The organism is Streptomyces sp. NPDC051576, assembly GCF_040681835.1.
Taxonomy (GTDB): domain Bacteria; phylum Actinomycetota; class Actinomycetes; order Streptomycetales; family Streptomycetaceae; genus Streptomyces.
Genome location: NZ_JBFAZO010000009.1, coordinates 310,252 through 332,258, shown reverse-complemented (window position 1 = coordinate 332,258; position 22,007 = coordinate 310,252). Strand labels below are relative to the sequence as shown.

General features: G+C 70.3%; 20 protein-coding genes. 15 read left to right on the top strand and 5 right to left on the bottom strand.

Annotated features, from left to right (window positions below):
- Positions 1-165 precede the first annotated feature (165 nt).
- The gene (locus AB0M63_RS29130) at positions 166-486 is read left to right on the top strand and encodes a ferredoxin (protein WP_355924237.1); all 321 of its coding nucleotides are present in this window, start codon (positions 166-168) and stop codon (positions 484-486) included.
- A 37-nt stretch (positions 487-523) separates the two neighbouring features.
- Complete coding sequence (locus tag AB0M63_RS29125; protein ID WP_355924239.1) at positions 524-1,951, top strand: aromatic ring-hydroxylating dioxygenase subunit alpha; 1,428 nt, start codon at positions 524-526, stop codon at positions 1,949-1,951.
- Between the two features lie 58 nt (positions 1,952-2,009).
- Here AB0M63_RS29125 and AB0M63_RS29120 read toward each other — a convergent pair whose 3' ends face one another.
- On the bottom strand, positions 2,010-2,480 hold the full coding sequence (locus AB0M63_RS29120; protein WP_366021521.1) for a cupin domain-containing protein: 471 nt from the start codon (positions 2,478-2,480) through the stop codon (positions 2,010-2,012).
- Between the two features lie 99 nt (positions 2,481-2,579).
- On the opposite strand from AB0M63_RS29120, the gene AB0M63_RS29115 reads away from it, so the two are divergent.
- The 5 genes from AB0M63_RS29115 to AB0M63_RS29095 all read left to right on the top strand — a co-directional run bounded on the left by AB0M63_RS29115 (position 2,580) and on the right by AB0M63_RS29095 (position 9,058).
- Positions 2,580-3,047, top strand: a complete 468-nt coding sequence (locus AB0M63_RS29115; RefSeq protein ID WP_355924242.1) for a hypothetical protein — start codon at positions 2,580-2,582, stop codon at positions 3,045-3,047.
- A 365-nt stretch (positions 3,048-3,412) separates the two neighbouring features.
- Positions 3,413-4,687 (top strand): ABC transporter substrate-binding protein, encoded by a 1,275-nt coding sequence (locus AB0M63_RS29110; protein WP_366021520.1) that lies wholly within the window; start codon positions 3,413-3,415, stop codon positions 4,685-4,687.
- A 31-nt stretch (positions 4,688-4,718) separates the two neighbouring features.
- Positions 4,719-7,514: a branched-chain amino acid ABC transporter permease/ATP-binding protein gene (locus tag AB0M63_RS29105; protein WP_366021519.1), complete on the top strand. Its 2,796-nt coding sequence runs from the start codon at positions 4,719-4,721 to the stop codon at positions 7,512-7,514.
- Positions 7,511-8,242 (top strand): ATP-binding cassette domain-containing protein, encoded by a 732-nt coding sequence (locus AB0M63_RS29100; protein WP_366021518.1) that lies wholly within the window; start codon positions 7,511-7,513, stop codon positions 8,240-8,242. The genes AB0M63_RS29105 and AB0M63_RS29100 overlap by 4 nt, the downstream gene beginning before the upstream one ends.
- 201 nt (positions 8,243-8,443) lie before the next feature.
- Positions 8,444-9,058: a dihydrofolate reductase family protein gene (locus AB0M63_RS29095; RefSeq protein ID WP_355924250.1), complete on the top strand. Its 615-nt coding sequence runs from the start codon at positions 8,444-8,446 to the stop codon at positions 9,056-9,058.
- 7 nt (positions 9,059-9,065) lie between these two features.
- On the opposite strand, the gene AB0M63_RS29090 is transcribed toward AB0M63_RS29095, so the two are convergent.
- The 3 genes from AB0M63_RS29090 to AB0M63_RS29080 form a co-directional block, all read right to left on the bottom strand.
- Positions 9,066-9,929 (bottom strand): MOSC domain-containing protein, encoded by an 864-nt coding sequence (locus AB0M63_RS29090; protein WP_366021517.1) that lies wholly within the window; start codon positions 9,927-9,929, stop codon positions 9,066-9,068.
- A 56-nt stretch (positions 9,930-9,985) separates the two neighbouring features.
- A complete protein-coding gene (locus tag AB0M63_RS29085) occupies positions 9,986-10,675 on the bottom strand; it encodes a M24 family metallopeptidase (RefSeq protein ID WP_366021516.1) in 690 nt (229 codons plus the stop codon).
- Positions 10,676-10,922: 247 nt separating this feature from the next.
- Positions 10,923-12,200 (bottom strand): methyltransferase domain-containing protein, encoded by a 1,278-nt coding sequence (locus AB0M63_RS29080; RefSeq protein ID WP_366021515.1) that lies wholly within the window; start codon positions 12,198-12,200, stop codon positions 10,923-10,925.
- Between the two features lie 324 nt (positions 12,201-12,524).
- Between AB0M63_RS29080 and AB0M63_RS29075 the strand changes: the two genes are divergently transcribed.
- The 6 genes from AB0M63_RS29075 to AB0M63_RS29050 all read left to right on the top strand — a co-directional run bounded on the left by AB0M63_RS29075 (position 12,525) and on the right by AB0M63_RS29050 (position 18,293).
- Positions 12,525-12,944 carry a TOBE domain-containing protein gene (locus AB0M63_RS29075; protein WP_355924258.1) on the top strand — a complete coding sequence of 140 codons (420 nt, stop codon included), beginning with the start codon at positions 12,525-12,527 and terminating at the stop codon, positions 12,942-12,944.
- Between the two features lie 372 nt (positions 12,945-13,316).
- Complete coding sequence (locus tag AB0M63_RS29070; protein ID WP_366021514.1) at positions 13,317-15,287, top strand: tetratricopeptide repeat protein; 1,971 nt, start codon at positions 13,317-13,319, stop codon at positions 15,285-15,287.
- 138 nt (positions 15,288-15,425) lie between these two features.
- Positions 15,426-16,070, top strand: coding sequence for a molybdopterin-dependent oxidoreductase (locus AB0M63_RS29065; RefSeq protein WP_366021513.1), 645 nt, complete (start codon positions 15,426-15,428; stop codon positions 16,068-16,070).
- A gap of 90 nt (positions 16,071-16,160) precedes the next feature.
- Complete coding sequence (locus AB0M63_RS29060) at positions 16,161-17,150, top strand: alpha/beta hydrolase (protein ID WP_366021590.1); 990 nt, start codon at positions 16,161-16,163, stop codon at positions 17,148-17,150.
- Positions 17,151-17,234: 84 nt separating this feature from the next.
- On the top strand, positions 17,235-17,792 hold the full coding sequence (locus AB0M63_RS29055) for a YciI family protein (protein WP_366021512.1): 558 nt from the start codon (positions 17,235-17,237) through the stop codon (positions 17,790-17,792).
- Between the two features lie 138 nt (positions 17,793-17,930).
- Positions 17,931-18,293 (top strand): NUDIX domain-containing protein, encoded by a 363-nt coding sequence (locus AB0M63_RS29050; protein WP_355924266.1) that lies wholly within the window; start codon positions 17,931-17,933, stop codon positions 18,291-18,293.
- 20 nt (positions 18,294-18,313) lie between these two features.
- Here AB0M63_RS29050 and AB0M63_RS29045 read toward each other — a convergent pair whose 3' ends face one another.
- On the bottom strand, positions 18,314-18,745 hold the full coding sequence (locus AB0M63_RS29045) for a MarR family transcriptional regulator (RefSeq protein WP_355924268.1): 432 nt from the start codon (positions 18,743-18,745) through the stop codon (positions 18,314-18,316).
- 202 nt (positions 18,746-18,947) lie between these two features.
- On the opposite strand from AB0M63_RS29045, the gene AB0M63_RS29040 reads away from it, so the two are divergent.
- Positions 18,948-20,351 carry a DHA2 family efflux MFS transporter permease subunit gene (locus tag AB0M63_RS29040; protein WP_366021511.1) on the top strand — a complete coding sequence of 468 codons (1,404 nt, stop codon included), beginning with the start codon at positions 18,948-18,950 and terminating at the stop codon, positions 20,349-20,351.
- Positions 20,352-20,788: 437 nt separating this feature from the next.
- A complete protein-coding gene (locus tag AB0M63_RS29035; RefSeq protein WP_366021510.1) occupies positions 20,789-21,988 on the top strand; it encodes an acyl-CoA dehydrogenase family protein in 1,200 nt (399 codons plus the stop codon).
- Positions 21,989-22,007: the final 19 nt, after the last annotated feature.

Here is a 22,007-nt window from a genome sequence, read left to right as displayed (position 1 = left end):
GGAGTGTGGGCACCAGACCGCAGCGGTCGGCAGGGGTCGGCGGTGGTCGGCCGGCCGAGTGTAGGGCGGCTCCGATCAGGGCCGTCGGCTCCGGTCCCGGCTGATGGGACGGTCGGTGGACGCTCCGGGACGCCGCGTGGAGAGTCGCTGTCACGGGCCACCGCGATGACGGACGGCTTTCTGCGGACGAGGAGGGCGAGGCTCGTGAGCGATGAAGTGCGGGTGTGGATCGATCAGAAACTGTGCACGGGTGACGGCCTGTGCACCCAATACGCCCCCGATGTCTTCGAGTTCGGCGACGACGCACTGGCCTACGTCAAGAACGGCGAGGACGGGGAACTGCTGACGCCCGAGGGCGCGCAGGCCGATGTGCCGGAGCGGCTGCGCCTGGACGTGATCGACGCCGCCGACGAGTGCCCGGGCAACTGCATCCATGTGGTGCGGAGCGCCGACGGGACCGAGGTCGCCGGCCCCGACGCCGGCTGACATGACCGTGCGTGAGCAGTGGAAGGAGTGATGTTCGGTGTCTGCCGTGGTTGAGCCGCAAGTGGGCCGTCGTGTCCCCTGGTTCGAGGGCGATGTACCTCCCGAGAAGGTCCCGGAGAAGTACCGGCTTTCTCGTGCGTTCGTGCCCAAGGGCCGTTATCTGGACCCCGAGTTCCTCAAACTGGAGCTGGAGAAGGTCTTCACGCGGGCGTGGCTGATGGCCTGCCGGCTGGAGGAACTGCCGGGTGTGGGTTGTTTCGTGGAGTACGAGATCGGTGGTCACTCGATCCTGATCGTGCGGGAGGCCAAGGACTCGATCCGCGCCTATTTCAACGCGTGCCGGCATCGCGGTACGCGGCTGGCGCGCGGCCGGGGCCGGGTCGGTTCGCTCATCTGCCCGTTCCACGGCTGGCGTTGGAACCTGGACGGTTCCATCAGGCTGGTGCTCGACCGTGAGGAGTTCGTGCCGCGCTCGGACGACGACCTGGGCCTGGTCCAGGTACGGGCGGAGCAGTGGGGCGGGTTCGTGTTCATCAACATGGACCCCGACGCGAAACCGCTGCTCGAATACCTCGACCCGATTCCGCGGATCTTCGCGCCGTTCCAGTTCGAGAACATGCGCTACCGGTGGCACAAGAGCGTGCTGCTGCCGTGCAATTGGAAGACCGCGCTGGACGGGTTCCTCGAGGCGTACCACGTGGCGGGGACGCATCCGCAGCTGTACCGCTTCGACAAGTCGAACACGAACATCGCCTCGATGAAGGAACTCGAAGCGCGGATGTGGGCGCCCACGACCGTGTACGAGCGGCACGCGCACTATTCGAGTGTCGGCCCGAAGAAGAAGGACGTCGGCAAGGACCCGGCCAACCGGGGCACGGGCGGCATCACCGACGAGCGGCTCTCCGTCGCGCTGAGCGTGCAGTACATCGCCGACGACATGCGCGGTCTGGAGAACGAGCGGAGCTGGCGGGCCGCCGAGGCACTCAAGACCGCGGACGTGCCCGAGGGGATGACCGCCGGTCAGTACTACCTCCAGCTCTACCGGGACCTGTCGATCGCCGAGGGCTACGACTGGCCGGAGATCACCCCGCAGCAGTGGGCGGAGGCCGGTACGGCGTGGAACGTGTTCCCGAACACGATCCTGCTGCCGAACCAGGGTTCGGTGTTCGGCTACCGGGCGCGGCCCAACGGCATGGACCCGGACAGTTGCCTCTTCGAGATCTTCAGCCTGGACCAGGTCCCGGTCGCCGACTACGACAAGAAGCGGGACTTCCAGCCGCAGTTCTTCGAGGACTTCCGTGAGGCGGACCTCGGCGAGATCTTCACGCAGGACCTGCTGAACGCCAAGGAGGTGACCGTGGGCATGCACTCCCCCAGCTTCGACGGGCACCGGCTGAGCGAGGAGCAGGAGATGACCATCTACAACCACCACCGGGTGGCCGACCGCTTCCTCTGGACGGACTGACACCCGTCCGATCCGTGGTCCCGGCCCGCAGGGGCCGGGACACGATCATGTCGGCGAGCTACCGGCGGACCCAGCCGACGTCGTGCCAGTACGTCTCCAACTCGGTCACCGGCTTCGGCCAGGTCTCGATGTAGGTGACACCCTCGGGTCCCGCCGTCATCGTGTACGGCGTGCCGGCCCGGCTGAGGAAGAAGTCCCCCGGGCCCACCTTCACGGTCTGCGGCTCGCCCGCCTCGTAGTGCTCGATGCTGTACTCGCCGGCGAAGACGAACAGCATCTCGTCGACGTTGTGGTGGTGCCGGGGCACCGTGAAGTTCGGGCGCACACGCAGCGGGTTGCGGTTGAAGCGCGGGATGTCGATGGGCTTGGTGGTCACCCACATCGCCCCGTCGAACGTCGCCGCGAAGTCCACGGGCGCGTCCCGCAGCAGACCGCCGTCGTTCCAGAAGTACTTCGGATGGCCCTGCTGCTCCAGGCCCATGGGAACCCAGTCCGCGTCTTCCACCAGATCACCGAATGTAAGAGTCACGCGGCGACCGTATGCGCGGCCGGACACCGTGTCGTCGAGAGGTTCCGCTCATCGGGATTCACGTATGACATGTCCCACCCGGGTCCCCAGTATCGGGACATGGGAATCGAGTTCTTCAATCTGCTGTCGGACGACGGTTGGATCGAGTTGCCGGTCGACCAGTCCGAACCCACGTATCTGTGGCACGAGGGCGGACTCCTGGCCGACGCACCGGTCGACATGGAGCAGACCTTCAAAGGGAACATGTGGTGGTCGACCAGGGTGGACCCGTCGTTCAATCTGAACGGGCTGCGGTGCGCGCCGAATTTCCCGGTGCCCCGCCACCATCACAACCTCGATGAGTTGATCATCGTCTTCGGCGGCGAGTTCCACGTCACCTGGGGCAAGGACGGGGAAGAGGGCAGCCGGACCATCGGTCCGGGCGAGTTCTGGATCAGCGAGGCCACAACTCCCTATCTCATGACGGCCGGGCCCGAGGGCGTCACCTACATCGAGACCTGGCCCGAGCCGATGGCGAACCTCAGGACGTACTGGCACGACGAGGGCTGGGTCCATCGCGGTCACTGAACCGGCGCACCCGCTCGGACGCAGCAGCCCACCCGGCCTGCTGCGTCTTTGCATTCCGGCCCCTCATTCCCTACGTGGCGCCGCAACGGGCGTCGACCACAACGACAAGTCCCGTACGACCCATTCCAGCGACAGGCAATTACGTATACTCTTCTTGCTTGCGGGCCCAGTTGCTACGTCAAGTTCTCGGCACGCCGGCCGGCACTGGTCTGCCGCGGCGGCCGGCCTCCATGCCGATCGACCCCCACTCGCGGCTCTCTCTTCACCCTCTCGGACGGCGACGTCGCCGCGGCTTCGGCCCACGGCGCCGCCGGTCGCTGATCGCAGCGAGTGCCGGGCACTCGCCGACACGTTGGGACGCAGACATGATCGAGTCGGTCGGACGAGCCATCTCCTCACCCCGGTCGCGCGCCTCGGTGGCGCTGGTGTCGGCCACGCTCCTGCTGGCCGGATGCGGTGGCAGCGCCGGTGGCGCCACCACCTCGGACAGCACGAAGATCCCGGCCGCGCTGGCGAGCGCGTTCCCCGGGAAGAAGGCCACCGGCGCGCCGGTCACGATCGGGCTCATCACCAATGAGGGCGGCTCGGCGATCAGCCAGCCCGAGAACCGGGAGGCCGCCGAGGCGGCCCGGAAGTACGTCAACGCCAACCTCGGCGGGATCGCGGGCAGGCCGATCGAGTTCGTGGTCTGCAAGACCAAGGAGGAGCCGGCGACGGCGCGGGACTGCGCCAACCAGATGGTCGAGAAGAAGGTCGACGCGGTGGTCCTGACCAGCAGTGGTCTGGGCGACTCCATGGTGCCGATCGTGACCCGGGCGGGCATTCCCTGGACGACGTCCATCGCCGCGAGCAACTCCGAGGGCACCACCGCCAACGCCTTCTCCTGGACCGGCGGTTTCCCGACGACCATGACGTCGATGGCCGCCTACGCGAAGGAGAAGGGGTACAAGAAGGTCGCCGCGTTCGTGATCGACGCCCCGGCCGCGGTCAGCGGGATCCAGGCCATCGGCAAGCCGGTCTTCGCGAAGGCGGGCATCGGCCTCCAGATCGTCACGGTGGCGGCCGGCACACCGGACGCCTCACCGCAGGTCAGTGCCGCGCTGCGCGACAAGCCCGACGCCGTCGCCGTCGTGGCGGACCCGACCGTGTGCACCTCGGTGCTCCAGGCCATGGGCACGCTCGGCGCCGGCATCGCCCGGATGACCGTCCAGTCGTGTGTGTCCCCCGAGGTCGTCGACGCGGTGGGCGCGGGCATGGACGGCGTGCAGGTGTTCAGCAGCTTCGACGTGGCCAGCGACGACCTCGAAGCGCAGCTCTACCGGCAGGTGATGAAGGAGTACAGCCCCGACACCCCGACCCAGGGCTATGCGGCGATCGGCTACCAGGGCGTGCTCGGCCTGGTCCGCGCCCTGCACGGTCTGACCGGCACGGTCACACCGAAGACGATCACCGCGGCGCTGCGCTCGGCGAAGAACGTCGTGCTGCCCGCCGGCCACGGCATCACGTTCAGCTGCGACTCCAAGGCGGTACCGGGACTGCCGGCCGCCTGCTCGGCCAAGGAGGTCACCGGCACGGTGTCGTCCGACGGCAAGCTGGGAAAGATGCGGCTCGTCGATCCCAGCCCGTTGTTCGCGCAGTAGTCCGCAGCAACCGGAGGGGACGGTCCAGCCGATGAGCGAGTACGTCGTGTTTCTGTTGCTGGGACTGGGAAGTGGGGCGGTGTTCGGCGCGCTCGCGCTGGCGCTGGTGCTCACCTTCCGCAGTTCCGGAGTGGTCAACTTCGCCACCGGGGCGATCGCGTTGTACAGCGCGTACACCTACGCCTTCCTGCGCCAGGGCGAGTTGCTGGTGCCGCTGCCGGGCGTACCGAAGAAGGTCGGGATCGGCGGTCCGCTCGGCCTCTTCCCGGCGGTGGTCATCTCCCTCGTCCTGGCCGCCGCACTGGGGGTGGCGTTGTACGGACTGGTCTTCCGGCCGCTGCGGACCGCGCCCCCGGTGGCCAAGGCCGTCGCCTCGATCGGGGTGATGCTGGTCATCCAGGCCGTGCTCGCCGCGGGGGTGGGGACCAGCGCGGTCTCGGTCAAGGCCATCCTGCCCAACGACCCGGTGTCCTGGGGCGGTTCGCTCATCCCCGGCGACCGGCTCTGGTTCGCGGCGGTGATCGTCCTACTGACCGTCGTCCTGGCGCTGGTGTTCCGGCTGACCCGCTTCGGTCTCACCGCCCGGGCGGCGGCGGAGTCGGAGAAGGGCGCGCTGGTCAGCGGACTGTCGCCGGAGCGGATCGCGGTGGCGAACTGGGCGCTCAGCTCGGCCATCGCCGGTCTGTCCGGCATCCTGATCGCACCGATCGTGCCGCTGGTCCCGGTCTCCTACACACTGTTCATCGTGCCGGCCCTGGCGGCGGCGCTGGTCGGCAACTTCACCGCGCTGATCCCGGCCGTGGGAGCGGGTCTGGTCATCGGGATGCTGCAGTCGGAGGTGCAGTTCCTGCAAGGCAAGTGGTCGTGGCTCCCGCAGACCGGCCTGGCCCAACTGGTGCCGCTGGCCGTCATCCTGGCCTACCTCGTGGTCCGCGGACGGCCGCTGCCCACCCGTGGCTCGCTGATCCAGCAGGCGCTGGGCCGGGCACCACGGCCCGACCGCATCCTGGTCCCGGCCGTCGCGAGTACGGTCCTCGGTGTCGTCGTGCTCTTCGCCACCACCGGAAGCATCCGCGCCGCGGTGATCACCTCGCTGACGCTGGCGGTGATCTCGCTGTCGCTGGTGGTCGTCACCGGGTTCGCCGGGCAGATCTCGCTGGCCCAGTTGACCCTGGCGGGCGTCGGCGCGTTCAGCCTGAGCAAGCTGAGCGTCGGATGGGGTATACCCTTTCCGATCGCCCCGCTGCTGGCCGCCTTGGCGGCGACGGTGATCGGGGTCGTGATCGGGCTCCCCGCGCTACGGATCCGCGGCCTGCCGGCGGCGGTGGTCACAGTCGCGCTGGCGGTGGCGCTGGAGGCGTTCTGGTTCCGCAACACCGAACTCAACGGCGGCCTGGGCGGCTCGAAGGTTCCCTCGCCGCACCTGTTCGGGATCGACCTGGGCATCGGGTCCGGCGAGGACTATCCGCGCATCCCGTTCGCGCTGCTGTGTCTCGTCGTGCTGCTGCTGGTCGGCCTGGGCGTGGCATGGCTGCGCCGCAGCCGGCTCGGCGCCGCGATGCTCGCCGTGCGCGCCAATGAGCGGTCGGCCGCGGCGGCGGGTATCGACGTCGCCCGTACGAAGATCGTCGCCTTCGCGATCGGCGCGTTCATCGCCGGCCTCGGCGGCGCCCTCATGGGCTACCAACAGACCGTCGCCGACGCCGAGATGTTCACCGCGATCGGCGGTCTCGGCCTGTTCGCGACCGCCTACCTGGCCGGCATCACCTCCCTGTCCGGCGGCCTCGTCGCCGGGGTGATGGGAGCCGGCGGCCTGCTCCCCGTCCTCCTGGACCGGGCCCTGTCCATCGGCGAGTGGTACGACGTGATCATGGGCATCGGTCTCGTCCTCACCGTGATCACCAACCCCGAAGGCGTCGTCGGCCCGGCACACGAACTGACGGCCCGGCTACGGCGCTTGCGCCGTCCCGCAGCCGTCGACACCGGGGACGACCGGGACACCGAAGCCCTCACCGACACGGCACCGGGCGCCCGTCCACCAGTCCCCGATCCGGGCGAGGTGGTCCTCGCGGTGCGCGATGTCGGGGTGCGCTACGGCGGTGTGGTGGCCGTCGACGCGGTCTCCTTCGAGGTGCGCTCGGGCGAGATCGTGGGCGTGATCGGACCCAACGGCGCCGGGAAGACCACCCTCCTCGACGCGATCAGCGGCTACAACCGCAGTACCGGAACGGTCGAGTTCGACGGCCGGACGATCTCCTCGCTGAAGCCGCACCAGCGGGGGCGGGCGGGCCTCGGACGCACCTTCCAGGGCATCGAGCTGTACGAGGACCTCAGCGTGGAGGAGAACGTGCTGGTCGGCGAGGCGGCGGCCCGGCACGGCGGCGACCACGTCGGCACCATGCGGGGACTGGACCTGCGCAACCGGCTGTTCGAGACACTGCACCTGAGCCGGTTCCGGGACCAGCCGGCGCGTGAACTCTCCCAGGGCAGGCGGCAGTTGGTGTCCATCGCGCGCGCCCTGGCCGGCCGCCCCCGGATGCTGCTCCTCGACGAACCCGCGGCCGGCCTGGACAGCTCCGAGAGCCGCTGGCTGGGCGACCGGCTGCGGGCCGTGCGGGCCGACGGCGTGACGGTCCTGCTCATCGACCACGACATGGGGCTGGTGCTCGACGTGTGCGACCGGATCGTCGTCCTGGACATCGGAAAGGTCATCGCGGACGGAACTCCCGCCGAGATCAAGGCGGATCCACGGGTCGCCACCGCCTACCTCGGTGCGACACACGTGGACGCGGATACGGACCAGGTACGTGGGGAGGTCGTCCAGTGACCGGGCGGGAACTGCTGACGTGCGAGGGCGTGGACGCGGGCTACACCAAGGGACGGCCGGTGGTGCGCGGCTTCGACCTGAAACTGCTCCCCGGTGAGGTCACTGCCCTGCTGGGGCCCAATGGAGCCGGAAAGACAACCCTGTTGACGACACTCGCCGGGCTGCTGCCGCGCCTGGGCGGGTCGGTCACCCTCGACGGCCGGGAGGTCCGTGGCGGCCGGGCGCGTGAGGTCGCCCGGCGGGGCCTGGTCCTCGTGCCCGACGACCGGTCCCTGTTCACCCAGCTCACCGTGCGCGACAACCTGGTCCTCGCGCGACGGCGCCGGGGCAGCGGCGTGGACCAGGTGCTCGACTTCTTTCCCGCGCTCGGCAAACGGCTGAAGGTCGCGGCCGGAATGCTCTCCGGCGGGGAGCAGCAGATGCTGGCGCTGGGCCGGGCCATGATCCAGGATCCCCGGGTGCTGCTCGTCGACGAGTTGAGCATGGGGCTGGCACCAGTGATCGTGGAGGAGCTGCTCCCGGTCGTCCGCCGGATCGCCGAGGACACCGGCACGGCGGTGGTGTTGGTCGAACAGCACGTCCGACTGGCACTCGATGTGTCGGACCGGGCGGTGGTCCTGGTGCACGGCACGACAGTGCTGAGCGGGCCTGCCGCGCAACTCGCGGCGGATCCCGGTCTGCTGGAGCGGGCTTATCTCGGCGAGGGGGCACAGGAGCCTGTTTCGTGAGCGCGTCGCTCCTTTTTCGTAATGGGGATACTCATTAGGGCGGAGAAGGATCGGAGAGGGGCTGTCATTCTCCTCCTCAACGAACTGACCCCCCTCACCGCCGATCTGTACTGCGGTCGACGGTCGGCGGTGTGTCGAATGCGCCGGTTCCCGATCGACGTGAGAGTGAAGGCAGCACCTCCACGACTCAGGAGCACCACCGTGACCGTAACCGCGGATCTGGCCATCTCCCTCGACGGCTATATCGCCGGCACCGATGTCACCGTCGACAACCCGGGCGGCGACGGCGCCGAGCCGCTCTTCGAGTGGATCCACAACCTGGCGAGCTGGCGGGAGCGCCAGGGCATGGCCGGTGGGGAGGAGAACCGCGACTCCGAGTTGATGCGTGAGTGGTTCGACGCCACCGGTGCGGTGGTGATGGGCCGGATGATGTACGACACCGGCGAGGAGTTCTGGGGCGCCGACCCGCCCTTCCGGACCCCGGTCTTCGTGCTCACCCACCACCCTCGGCCCACCCTCGTCAAGGAGGGCGGCACCACCTTCACCTTCGTCACCGAGGGCATTCACAGCGCTCTGAGTCGGGCGAAGGCGGTCGCGGGCGACCGGAACGTCGACATCGCGGGCGGTGCGAGCACCGTACGGCAGTACCTCGGGGCCGGCCTCATCGAGGAACTCCAACTGCACGTGGTGCCCGCCCTCCTCGGCGACGGACTACGGCTCTTCGAAGGGCCGGCCACCGGACGGCGGCGCGTCGAGCAGGTCAGGGTGGTCGAGACGCCCCTCGCCACCCATCTGAAGTACCGCTTCGTGGAGTGACCGGGCGTCAGGGGGAGACACGTGGGCGGCCAGTCGCCTCCAACGTGATCGGGTCGCCCACCCGGACCGTGCCCGCCTCCAGTACGTCCAGGTACACGCCGAGGCACGACAGCCTGCCCAGGTCGAAGACGGGTATCCGGTGTTCGCGGGCGACGGCACGCATGATGCCGGGGTCCGGCGGCAGTTCGTCGTGGCCGAGGGTGGGGATCACACAGCGGGGTGTGGGGACCAGCACCCGGAACAGGGCCTCCCCCACGCGCAGGCGCGACCCCACCCAGGTGTCCTCCGGAAAGCCGGGCCCGTCAAGGGTGTTCACGACCAGGTTCGGCCGGAAGCGGCGTGCGTCGAAGTCCCCGGCGGGATGCACGGTCCGCATCCGGTCCAGGGCCGCCGTGGTGACGAGATGGATCCGGCCGAAGTCGAAGAACGTCCCCGGGGCGACCCCGCCCGTGGTGATGCTGTCCCCCGTCGCGTCCACGGTCGCCGACTCCCGTACGGCGTCCGGGACTCCGCCCTCGTACTCGGGCACCGCGCGCTCCAGTCTGCTCCGCTCCGGCACGACGGCCGAGACGAACACCCGGCGGCCCAGCAGCTCGGACAACTCCCCGTCCAGGTCCGGGTCTTCGACCGGGAGCGCGGTCCCGTCCGGCAGGACGACCCGGACCGCGCCGGAGTCGTCGAAACGGCTCCGGCAGCGCAGCAACTCCCCCCACTTCCGCGGATGTTTGGCGCTGCCGATCGCGCCCGTCCCGTCGAGGACGGCATATACCCGGTCTCCGGAGAGCCCGCTCTCCGTGACCGCCACGGCGATCACGGCCTCGCCCAGCATCGACTTCACCGGATACCGGTACAGCGCCACGACAGTTCCCATGGATCAACTATGGCCGCAGACAGGGCACCCGGTCGGTGTCAGAGGGAGCAGAGGAATCAGAGAGTGAGCAACTCCTCGTAGAAACCGCCGAATCCACGTGCGCTGTCGACGAGATGGATCTCCAGGATCCAGTGGCAGGTCCGGCCCGCCTTGTCGGTGCGGCGCAGTGGAGTGTCGTTGTCGGCGGTGATGTACGACTCGACGTGGGCGCCCTCGATCGATTCGTGGGGGAACTCGCCGACCAGGTGTCCGGCGTGCCAGCCGCCCAGCTCCCAGCCGGACTTGTCGGCCAGGCGGGAGATCTCGGTGTGCAGGCGCCGGCCGGTGATGTCCGGGGTGTTCTCGTAGAAGCGCCTGCCGGCCGCGAACACCTTGGGCAGGTCGTCGCGCAGCCGGTGCTTGACCGGGTCGTCGCCCAGGACGAAGGTCCGGCCGAAGTCGGCCTCGTACTCCTCGAAGATCGGTCCGAAGTCGGCGAACACGATGTCGTCGCTGTCGATCACCCGGTCCGGCGGGTTCTCCTTGTACGGCTTGAGGGTGTTCGGGCCGGAGCGCACGATCCGCTTGTGCCAGTGCCGGGTCGTGCCGAACATCTCGTTGGCGAGGTCGCGGACCCGGTCGCTGACCGCGCGCTCGCCCTCGCCGGGGGCCACGAGTCCGCGCTCCTCGATCGCCGTGAAGAGCAGGGCGGCCTTGGCCTGGGCATCGAGCAGGCGCGCGGCCCGCGTGGGTTCGTCATCAGCCATGCGGCGAACCTAACCAGCCGGATCACTCTCGGCAATCGGATTCCGTCCGGCCCGCTCGCTTCACCGCGTGAGCAGGATCAGGGGTGCCGGCCGTCCGGGCCGCCGGTCCGGTGCCACGGCCGCGAGGGCATCCGCGAGGGCAGCGCCGTGCGGGAATGGGGGGCGGGCGCCGGCGCCGTCCCAGGTGACCGGGATCAGGCGGGGCGTCCTCCCTCGACGCCGGGTTCCAGGGCGTAATCCCCGTACGTCACCCGGCGACCCGGGACGCCCGGGCCAGGAAGTGGTGCGGCGCGTCCTCGTAGCGGGACAGGTCCCAGCCGGTCGCCCGCAGGGCCGGGCGGAGGTTCTCCTCGGCGAGGGGGTCGTCCGGGTCGAGGGGGCGGCCGTGGCGGGCGGCGCGTTCGGCGCGGCCGGAGGGGTGGAACAGCAGCAGGGTGCCGTCCGGGGCGGTGACCCGGGCCCATTCACGCAGGGCCGTCACCGGGTCGGGTACGTGGTTGACCAGGCCCGCGCTGAAGACCGCGTCCACCGCGGCGGTCGGCAGCGGGAGTCGGCAGGCGTCGGCCAGGAGCAGCCGGCCGTCCTTGTCACGGCCTTCGCGGAGCGCGGCGGCGAGCATCGCGGGCGTGAGGTCGATGCCTACGACGAGGCCCGCGTCGCCGACCCTGGCGCGCAGCGCGGGCAGCGCGCGGCCGGTGCCGCAGCCCAGGTCCAGGACGCGCTGGCCTGGGCGGAGTCCCATGCGGCCGACCGCCGCCGCGTACCGGGGGCCCTCGTGCGCGAACCGTTCCTCCCAGTCCGCCGCCCGCCGGGTGAAGTAGGCGCGCGTCGCCGTCTGTTCGGCCCGTTCCGCGACGAAGGCGGCGAAGCGCTCGAACACCCCGTCGCGATGGCGGGCCAGCGCGGCCAGTTCGGCGGGTGCGGACTCCACCAGGCCGGGGGCGGTGGCCGCCTCCTGCGGGAACGCGTCGGCGAAGGCGCCGACCGCGGCCTCGTCCACCTCCAGGTGGAACTGCGTTCCCCACGCCGAGGCGCCGATCCGGAACGCCTGTACCGGGTAGCGGTCGCACGAGGCCAGCAGGGTCGCCCCGGCCGGCAGGTCCATCGTGTCGCCGTGCCAGTGCAGTACCCGCAGCCGTTCGGGCACGGCGGCGAACAGGGCGTCGGTGTGCGCGGCCGCCGTCATCCGTACGTCGGCCCAGCCGATCTGCGCGCCGCTGCCGGGACGGCCCGCGCCGCCGGCCGCGACGGCCAGCAACTGCGCGCCGAGACACACGCCCAGGACAGGGACCTCGGCCGCCAACGCGGCGCGCAGCAGCGTCAGTTCCGCGCCACGACCGGGGAAGTCCTCGTAGGCGGCCATCGCCCCGCCCATCACCACCAGGCCCACCAGGTCGTCGGCCGTCTCCGGCACCGGGTCGCCCGCCCAGGTCCGGCAGACGCGGGTCGGCAGCCCGGCCGCGTCGAGTGCGGCACCGATGGCGTAGGGGCCCTCGTGCGGTGCGTGCTCCACGATCTGGATCACGGGCCATCACCTCCCGCACGACCGTACCCGGACGGCGGCCGGACCGAAACGCGGATACGGGAGCAGGCGGACCGAACGCCTCGCATGTGCGAGACCGTTTCCCGCATTGCTCCGGCAGGCGCGGATCGCCCCGCCGACAGGGCCGCACTCCGGCACCCGACGTCTCCGTCCGCGCATTCCTCCGAAGTGCCAGGAGTAGGCGAACTCCCAGGTGGCGTATGCGACGAGGTCTGTGACGGGCGTGGCCGAAGCGACTAACTTGTGGACTCACAGTCGGTGAGAAATCCGGCATTCCGCACTATTTCTCAGTGAGGGCGTTCCGTCATGAGCTTGAGCATCCGCAACCAGATTCCCGGCACCGTCACCGCGGTCACTCCCGGCGCGGTGATGGCGACCGTGAAGGTGCGCCTCGACGGCGGCCAGGACCTCACCGCGGCGATCACGGTGGAGGCGGTGAAGGATCTGGGGCTCGCCGAGGGCAAGGCCGTACGCGCGATGATGAAGTCCACCGAGGTCGCGCTAGCCACCGGCCGCGTGGCGGGGCTGTCCATCCGGAACCAACTGCCCGGAACGGTCAGTGATGTCGCCACCGGCGGGGCGATGGCCGTCGTCAAGGTCACGGTCGACGGGGGCGAGCTGACCGCGGCGATCACGAAGGACGCGGTCGGCGATCTGGGTCTGCGGACGGGTTCGCCGGTCGTCGCGCTGATCAAGTCGACCGAGGTGTCCCTGGCGACCGTCTGACCTACGGCCGTCATGGTCCGGAATTGATCGGCGCGGGCCGTTCACGCGTCACCCGCGACCGGTCGATCGTCGAAGCTCGCATATGAACCGAGAGGTCGCGACAGAACTCCTCATCGCATTCACCGGCAGCGCAAGATGCCCTACTTTGGATGCCCACAACGCAGGGCGAGCGGGGCACAGTCGCGGGGGCAACGGGTGGAAGAGGCGGCTCCGAACGGAGACGGGCACCACGATCACGTCGACTTCCGGGGCAGCGAATTCCGAGGCCCGGTCACCGGAAAAGTCGTCATCAATCAGTGCCGCTGCCCCCCGCTCACCGCTCTCTCGGCCCTGCCCGCAGCTCCCGCGGGCTTCACCGGCAGGCGTACCGAATTGGCCAAGCTGATGGACGTCCTGCGCCCCACCGACCGGGGAACCACCCCGAAGTCGGCCGTCATCTGTGCCGTGACCGGGCTCGGGGGCATCGGCAAGACCGCGCTCGCGCTGGATGCCGCGCACACTGCCTGCGCCCGGAAGTGGTTTCCGGGCGGCACTCTCTTCATCGACCTGGGCGGCTACAACGACACTCCGTTGACCGCAGAGCAGGCCGTCACTTCCCTCCTTCACGCGCTCGGCGTGGGGCACGTCCAGATCCCGACCGAGGACGTCGACCCGTACGCGTTGTACCGCAGCCGCCTCGCCAGTCTCGCCGACCGGAATCAGTCCGTGCTGCTTCTGCTGGACAATGCCTCGACCCCGGAGCAGGTCTCCCCGTTGCTGCCCGGGAGCGATCGGCACCGGGTCTTGATCACCACCCGCGATCGTCTCGACTCCCTGCCCGCCCGGCAGGTCGCCCTGGATGCCCTCAGTCCGGACAGCTCCGTATCCCTGATCGCGACCGCTCTGCGGCTGCGTGACCCCGACGACGACCGGCCCGCGCACGAGGCCGGATCCGTGCGGGACCTGGCCCGGTTGTGCGGCCATCTGCCACTGGCGCTGCAGATCGCCGCCGCCATGCTGGTGCGGCGCCACCCGAGCCGCCCGATCGCCTCGCTGGTGGACGAGTTACGGACGGCCACCGACACGACACGCGCTCTGGTCAGCGAGGGAGTCGACCAGTACAGCAGGTCCCTGGCCCTGCCTCCGGTGTTCGACGTGTCGTTCGGCAGGCTGGGCAGTGGCCAGGCGAGGATGCTGCGCGCCGTGGCGCTGGCGCCCAGCACCGAGATGAGCACGGACGCGGCGGCAGCCATGACCGGCCTGAGCCCTGCCCTGGCGCTGCGCCTGTTGGACGACCTGGCCCACGCTCACCTCATCACCGGGTTACCGGCGTCCACGGGCATGTCCGAGCGGTGGCGTATCCACGATCTCGTCCGCGGCTACACGGCGACGCTGACGGCCGACGACCCCGCGCCGGCGGAGGAGGGCGAACTGGCGCGTGAGCGTCTGCTGAGTTTCTTCAGCCGTCTGGCGGAGGCCGCGGACCGCCAACTGCGGTCTCCGCGGGGCGAACCCGCACCCGAGGTCTTCGCGGGGCGTGCGGAGGCATTGGCCTGGTTCGACGCGGAGCGCGTCAACCTGGTCGCCGCGGCCCAGTGGGCCGGCGACCGCTTCGCGCGGGATTCCGTCCGCCTGGCCCTGAGCGTTGCCGAGTTTCTGCGCTGGCGGCGATTCTTCGACGACGGGATCGCCGTCGGCCGAGCCGCCCGGGACGCCGCCCATCGCCTGGCGGACCGGCACAGCGAGGCGACCGTGTGCAACAACCTCGGCGGTGCGCTGTTGCGGGCCGAGCGGGCCGACGAGGCGATCGAACCGCTGATGCGCGCCGCGGGCCTCTTCGACGACCTCGGCGATCTGACCGGCGAGGGGATGGTCTGGAACACCCTCGGACTCGCCTTACGGAGGACGGGCCGGCTGGAGGAGGCCATAGCCAACCACGTCCGAGCCCGTGACCGCTTCCGCAGCACGGGCGACCTGCATCTCGAAGGGCGCGCGTGGCACAACCTCGGCCTCTCCCTGGACACCGCGGGCCGGACGGAAGAGGCCATCGGCGCCTTCGCCCGAGCCTGCGAGATCCACCGCGCGACCGGCGACCGGGTCCTCCACGGCGATTCACTGAACAGTCTGGGCTGGGCCCTGCACGCGGTGGGGCGGGTGGACGAGGCCATCGCCACTTACCGCGAGTCGGTGAAAATCCGCCGGGAGTACGACTATTGGTACGCGACCGGCCAGACTCTGAACAATCTCGCCCTGGCTCTCAAAACCGCCGGCCGTCCCGAGGAGGCATCGAAAGCCCGGGCCGAGGCGGTCGACGCCTCGGCCCGGGCCGGCACCACCGCCGAGGTCTACGGCCACCTGCACTAGGCCCTGTCGTCACATTCCCGTAGGTCGCCACACGCGAACACGCACCTGTACCCGGCCTCGGTCGCGCCGGGTGTGAGCGCCTACGCTGCTCGGGAAGACAGCCGTAACCAGGTCACCAGCGCAGAGGGGACGTCACGCGTGGCAAGCGACCGACAGGGCACGGCCGAGGCCGCCTCCGACGGGTCCCGTCGTATCCCGCCCGGCCAGCGCCATGTGCACGGCTGGCCGGTCTCGCACTACGGGCCCGTCCCCCGTTTCCGCCCCGAGCGCTGGAACCTGCGGGTGCACGGAGCCACCGCCGACGGCGCCGAGCACATCTGGACGTTCGACGAACTGGCGCCCCTGCCGCACCTCACGGTCGTCGCCGACCTGCACTGCGCGTCCGGCCCGACCTCCACCGACCACGAGTGGTACGGCATCCCCGCCACCGCGATCCTGGACTTCGCCCCGCCCTCGCCGGAGGTCACGCACGTGATGGCCTGGGCGGAGTACGGCTACTCCGCCAATCTCCGCCTCGCCGACTTCACGGCCCCGCAGACCCTGCTGGCCACGCACCACGACGGGGAACCCCTCACCGCCGAACACGGCTTCCCGCTCCGCCTGGTCGTGCCGCATCTGTACGGCTACAAGAGCGCCAAGTGGCTGCGCGCGATCGAGTACCTCACCGAGGACCGGCGCGGTTTCTGGGAGGAGCGCGGCTACCACAACATCGCCGATCCCTGGAAAGAGCAGCGCTACTCCTATCAGGAGCAGGACGACGAGGGCTCGGGGCAGCGCGACTGAGGGTCGGGAACCGGTCCTCCTCGCGTCCAAAACCCGCCCTGCCGGGCGTGGATCACGGCACGTACGCTCCGTTTCATGGTTGCGCATCGCATGGTCGACGTGAACGGTGTCCGGCTGCACATCGCCGAGCAGGGCGAGGGCCCGCTGGTGGTGCTGCTGCACGGCTTCCCCGAGTCGTGGCACTCCTGGCACCGCCAGTTCGGTCCGTTGGCCGACGCGGGCTTCCGGGTGGTGGCGCCCGACCAGCGCGGCTACGGCGGCAGTGACCATCCGGACGACGTGGACGCGTACACCATCCTGCACCTGGTGGGCGATGTGGTGGGCCTGATCAAGGAGTTGGGCGAGGAGAAGGCGTACGTCGTCGGGCACGACTGGGGTGCGCCGGTCGCGTGGCACACCGCGCTGCTACGGCCGGACATGGTGCTCGGGGTGGCCGGGCTGAGCGTGCCGCCGCCGTTCCGGGGACCGCAGCGTCCGCTGGCGATGATGGAGGAGCGGTTCGGGGACCGCTTCTACTGGACCTACTTCAACCGGCCCGGTGTCGCCGACGCCGAGTTCGCCAGGGACACCCGCACCACGCTGCGCAAGTTCCTCTACTCCGCCTCCGCCGCCGCTTCTCCCAGCGGGGAGATCATGCAGCCGCTGGTCGACCCCGAGCGGGGCTGGCTCGCGTTCATGGAGGACCCCGAGGTGCTGCCGGAGTGGCTGACCGAGGACGACCTGGACGCGCTCACCGAGAGTTTCTCCGGGGGCTTCACCGGCGCCCTGAACTGGTACCGCAACCTCGACCGCAACTGGGACCTGACCGCCGCCTGGGACAACGCCGTCGTCACCCGGCCGTCCCTCTACCTGTACGGCGACCGCGACCTGGTCCCCGCCTTCCCCGGCGCGCGTGAACTCATCGACGTACTGCCCGACTTGATGCCGGGCCTGTGGCGCAAGCCGATCGAGCTGTCCGGCTGCGGGCACTGGACCCAGCAGGAGCGCCCCGACGAGGTGAACGCGGCGCTCGTCGAGTTCCTCACGGCCTGTCGCGAGGGTGTCGACGGTGTGCCGGGAACGGAACGTGCCGGCTCGTGATCCCCTGAGCCGCACGACCGGGTCGGGCCGCAAGCCCGGAATACTCGCTCGACCCGGTCGCCTCCGCGAGGAGATCCTTCGGTCATGGAGTTCCTCTGCTACCACCGCGACCGGCCCGGCTCCCTCGCCCTGCGCGAGGAGTTGCTGGAGGAGCACTGGTCCTACATGGACCGGTACGCGAAGGAGATGATCGCCCGGGGTCCGACGCTGGCCGACGACGGTGACACCCCCACCGGAAGCGTGCACATCCTCGACCTGGCCGACGCTGCCGCCGCCCGCGCGTTCGCCTTCGACGAGCCGACCTACCAGGCCGGCGTCTACCGGGACGTACTGATACGACGCTGGCGCAACACCCTGGGCCGCACCATGTGGGACTTCGCCGGCGGCCGGGACGGCGGCAACCGCTATCTGGTGCTCGGCCTCGGCGCCGGACGGCAGCCCGCGGCCGACCTCGCCGTACCACCCGGCCGGGACGAACTGATCGCCTACGGACCGCTGTTGTCCGACGACGGCACCGCCTGGCTGGGCACCGCGGCACTGCTCCGGGCACCGGACAAGGAGACGGCGCGCGCCGTCCTGACCGAGGACCGGTACGCCGACATCGAGGTGCACAACTGGCAGTTCGGCGGCAGGCCGTCCTGACCCGGGGCATCGGGACGACGGCGGTCGTGGCTCTGCCGACCGCCTTCGCACCGCGTGAACCGATGTGTTCCGGGTAGGGAACGTGGTCGGACGCGGCTGGACGGACGGTCGCGCCTTGTGTGAAGGGACGGTTGGGACATGACGTTGGAGCAGGCCGCCGAGGACGCGGTGGACGCGGTCGTCGTGAACGACGGACACCTGCTGCTGGTGAACGTCCAGGGCGGCTGGAGCCTGCCGTCCGGTGTCCCCGACCAGGCCGAGACGCCCCAGGCCACCGCGGCCCGGCTGGTGTACGAACTCACCGGCTACCTCGTGGACGGCTCAAGCCTCCTGGAAGCGGAAGGGCCGCCGGCCGTGGTGTGCCACCTGCTGAGCGAGGACCCCTCGGGTGAGGCCCGGCTGACGGCCGGGCAACTCCGCTGGGCACCGTTCGCCGAAGCCATCGCCAGCGGACTACCGGCCCCCGTGCGTGCCTACCTTGAGGGCCATACGCCGGTGTAGCAGGCCCTCTGCACGCCGCTTCATGAGGTCGCCTTCCGGATGCGGGCGAGCAGGGTCCGCAACTGTGTCCGGTCCTCGGTGCCCAGCTCGGCCGTCGCCTCCGCGAGCGCGAGGCCGTCGACCTTCTCGGCCTCGCGATGGCACTCCCGGCCCTTGTCGGTGAGGCGCAGCAGAAACGCCCGCCGGTCGTGCGGATGACGTAGGCGCTCCACCAGCCCGTCACGTTCCAGGCTGTCGACGATGCTGGTGGTGGTCCGCGCCGCGACACCGGTCATCTCGCTCAAGTCCCGCATCCGGAGGGGCTGTTCGGCATGCGCGAGCATCCGCAGGGCGCGCAGCCGGGCGACCGAGGCCCCGTTCGCGCGCAGCCGGGTCTCCACGAACTGCCGTAGCTGATGCGTCGTCTCGTAGAGCTCGTCGACCAGGATGTCGCTGCTGCCGTGCACTGCCATGGCGTTCCCCGTTCCGCGGTGAGAGCCGATTGTACGATCCCCGGCCGGTACCAATGAGCACCCACATAGTGAGTATGCTCAGCATGTGCTGCTGTTCCGACGCCGTCCCGTTTCCCTCGGCTCCCTCGTCCCTCCTGTCCTTCACCGACTCCCCCGGCTTCCTCGACGCCTGCGCCCCGGTCAGCGTCTGGTCGTCCCCGTCATGTGTGTCTGCGTGACGTTCATCGCGATCGTCGACGGAGCGATCACGACCGTGGCGCTCCCCTCCATCGCCCGTCAGTTCCGGCTGACGACGGCCGCGCTGGACGGGGTGGTCGTGGTCTATCCGGTCTGCCTGGCGATGGCCATCCCGGCCTCCGCCTGGCTGGTCGAACGGTTCGGCGCCAAACGTGTGCTGCTGGCCGCCCTGACCGCGTTCCTCGGCTCGTCGCTGCTGTGCGGTGCGGCGGCCGGGCTCGGTCAGCTCGTCGCGGCCCGCGCGGTGCAGGGTCTGTCCGCCGGAGTGCTCTTCCCCGCCGCGTCCTCGCTGCTCTTCGGCACCTTCAACTCCTGGGAGCAGGTGCGGATATCGCGGTACATGATCATCCCGCAGCAGATAGCCCCGGCCGCCGCCCCGATCCTCGGCGGGCTGCTGGTGGACCACCTGTCCTGGCGTTGGGTGTTCTACGTCAACCTGCCGCTGGGCGTGCCCGCCGTCGTGTTCGGGGCGTTGTTCCTCGCCGAGCACCGCGGCCACCGGCCCGGCCGTTTCGACCTGACCGGGCTGCTGCTGAGCGCGACGGCCCTGGGCGGTGTGATGTTCGGTGTCTGCGAGGGCCCCAACCGCGGCTGGTCCTCCCCCTCCGTGGTCACCGCCCTCGCCGTCGGCACGGTCCTGCTCACCGCCACCGTTCTCTTCGAACTGCGCACCGCCGAGCCGCTGTTGAGGCTCCGTCTGTTCGCGGACCGGCTCTTCCGGGACACCAACCTGATCAACCTGGTGGGCCTGGTGCCGATCCTCGGCGCCATGTACCTCGGCCCGCTCTTTCTCCAGCAGGGTCAGGGCCGTTCCGCGCTGGAGTCCGGTACCAGCACCTTCCCCGAGGCCTTCGGCGTCCTGCTGACCGTGCAGATCGCCGGGATCCTGTACTCCAGGGTCGGCCCCCGGATCATCATCGGTTCCGGCCTGGCCATGGTGAGCGCGGTCCTGCTGCTCTTCGCCACCTGCGACCAGGACACCGGCCTGTGGACCTTCCGGGCTTACATGTTCCTGCTCGGCATCGGAATGGGCGGGGTCTTCATGCCGACGACGGTGGCCTCACTGGCGACACTCTCCCGGAAGGACCTGTCCCAGGCCTCCACACTCAACACGGTGGTACGGCAGACGGGGGGCGCGTTCGCGCCGGCGGCGGTGACCACGGCCCTCGTCCTGAGCACCCCCACGACAGCCGCGGCGAATCCCCCCGTCACCGCCTACCAGCACGCCTATCTGACCCTGGCCGCCCTCGCCGCGGCGACCTCCGTCTTCGCCTTCACCCTCCCCGACGGCCCGGCCCGAGCCGCCGCCCGCGGCAAGACCGTGTCCAGCCGCACCGCTCCCGCGAGGCAGCGCGAGGAGGCGTGCTGAAGCCCCGTCCCCGAGGGAGCCGGAGGCGAGACCGACCAGGAGTGCCTGCCGTTGAGGACGGCGGTCGCGCGCCCGGCAAGCCGCCGCTCCAGGGCCCGTAGCCGACACCGAGCGCCGTCAGTTCGCGGGCGGACTCGTGGACGAGCGGGGTCATTCCCGCGGCGTGCAGGCTGAGTGCGGTGACAAGGCCGGCGACGCCGCCGCCCACCACGACGATCTTCAAGCGTTTCCCTTGCGTTGGAGTGCCGGTAGCAACTCGGCCTGAGTGCCCACCAGTTCGGCGGACACGGCAGGAACCCCCACCCGGTACGGACTCCCGCATCAGCTTAACCGGAGGAATCTTCTCCAGGTAGGGTGGCCGGTGTTGCGCGACGGCCTGATCCCGCCCGGAGCAGCGCTGCCCGTCGTGGACCGGACCGCAGAGAGGGCACCCCCCGATGACTCACCGGAACAGCCGGGGCGACTCACCGCATGTTGCCTCCGAAGCCCAACTCCCCCTGGTGGCACGGGAGGTGGCGTCGGTCGTCGCGGCCCACGCCGAGCACACCGAGCGGCAGCGCACGCCCGCGGAGCCGAGCGTGAAGGCGCTCCGCGAAGCCGGGCTCTTCGCCCTCGGGACACCGCGCTCCTACGGGGGCCGGGGCGCCGGTGTGCGCACGGCCGTCGACGTGTGTGCCGAGCTGGCCGCGGGGTGCGCGTCGAGTTCATGGCTCGTCGGCATCGCGTACGGAGGCGCCCTCTTCGCCGCGCAACTGCCCGACGCGGTCCGCAGTGCGATCTGGTCGTCGGATCCCGATGCCGTCGTGTGCGGGGCCGCCAACCCCTCCGGTTCGGTCACGGCCGTGCCCGGGGGCCTCGAACTCGGCGGGCGGTGGCCGTGGATATCCGGCATCGACCTTGCGGCCTGGGTGCTGCTGGGCATCGTGCGGGAGGACCACGGCCGGCCGGAGCGCGGGCTGGCCCTCGTCCCCGCGTCCGGGCTGACGGTGGCGGACACCTGGAACATGGCCGGCATGCGGGGCACCGGCAGTCAGACGGCGATCGCGCGGAAGCTCTTCGTCCCGGACGAACGGTTCGTGTCGTTCGCCGAGATCGCCGAGGGGGCCGGCGTCCGACGCCATCCGGGCGAGGCGCGGGTCGTCTACCCCCTCTCCATCAATCTGCCGCTGGTCGGCACCGGTATCGGCATCGCCCGTAGCGCGCTCGAACACGTCGTCCGGATGCTCGCGGGAGGAAAACGCTCCGTCTCCCCGCTCCACTCCCACACGGTGGACGCACCTCCCCACCAACTGAATGTCGCGCAGGCCGCCACCTTGATCGACACGGCCACACTGCATGTGCGGCGCGCGGCCGACGAGATCGACGAAGCCGCCCGCGCCGGACGGCGCCCCGATCTCGAATCCCGGGCCCGGCTGCGGATGGACGGCGGCCATGCCATGCGCTGCGCACGCGAGGCGGTCAGCCTCCTACTCGACACGGCCGGGGCGAGCAGCTTCTCCGACGACTCACCGCTGCAACGCGCCTGGCGCGACATCGGGACGGCCTCCCGCCACGCGGCACTGAGCGTCGAGACCAGCCAGGAGCTCTACGGCCGCGTCCTGCTCGGCCGACCGCTGCCCCACACCGACGTCGTCTGATCCCGGCAACCAAGGAGGC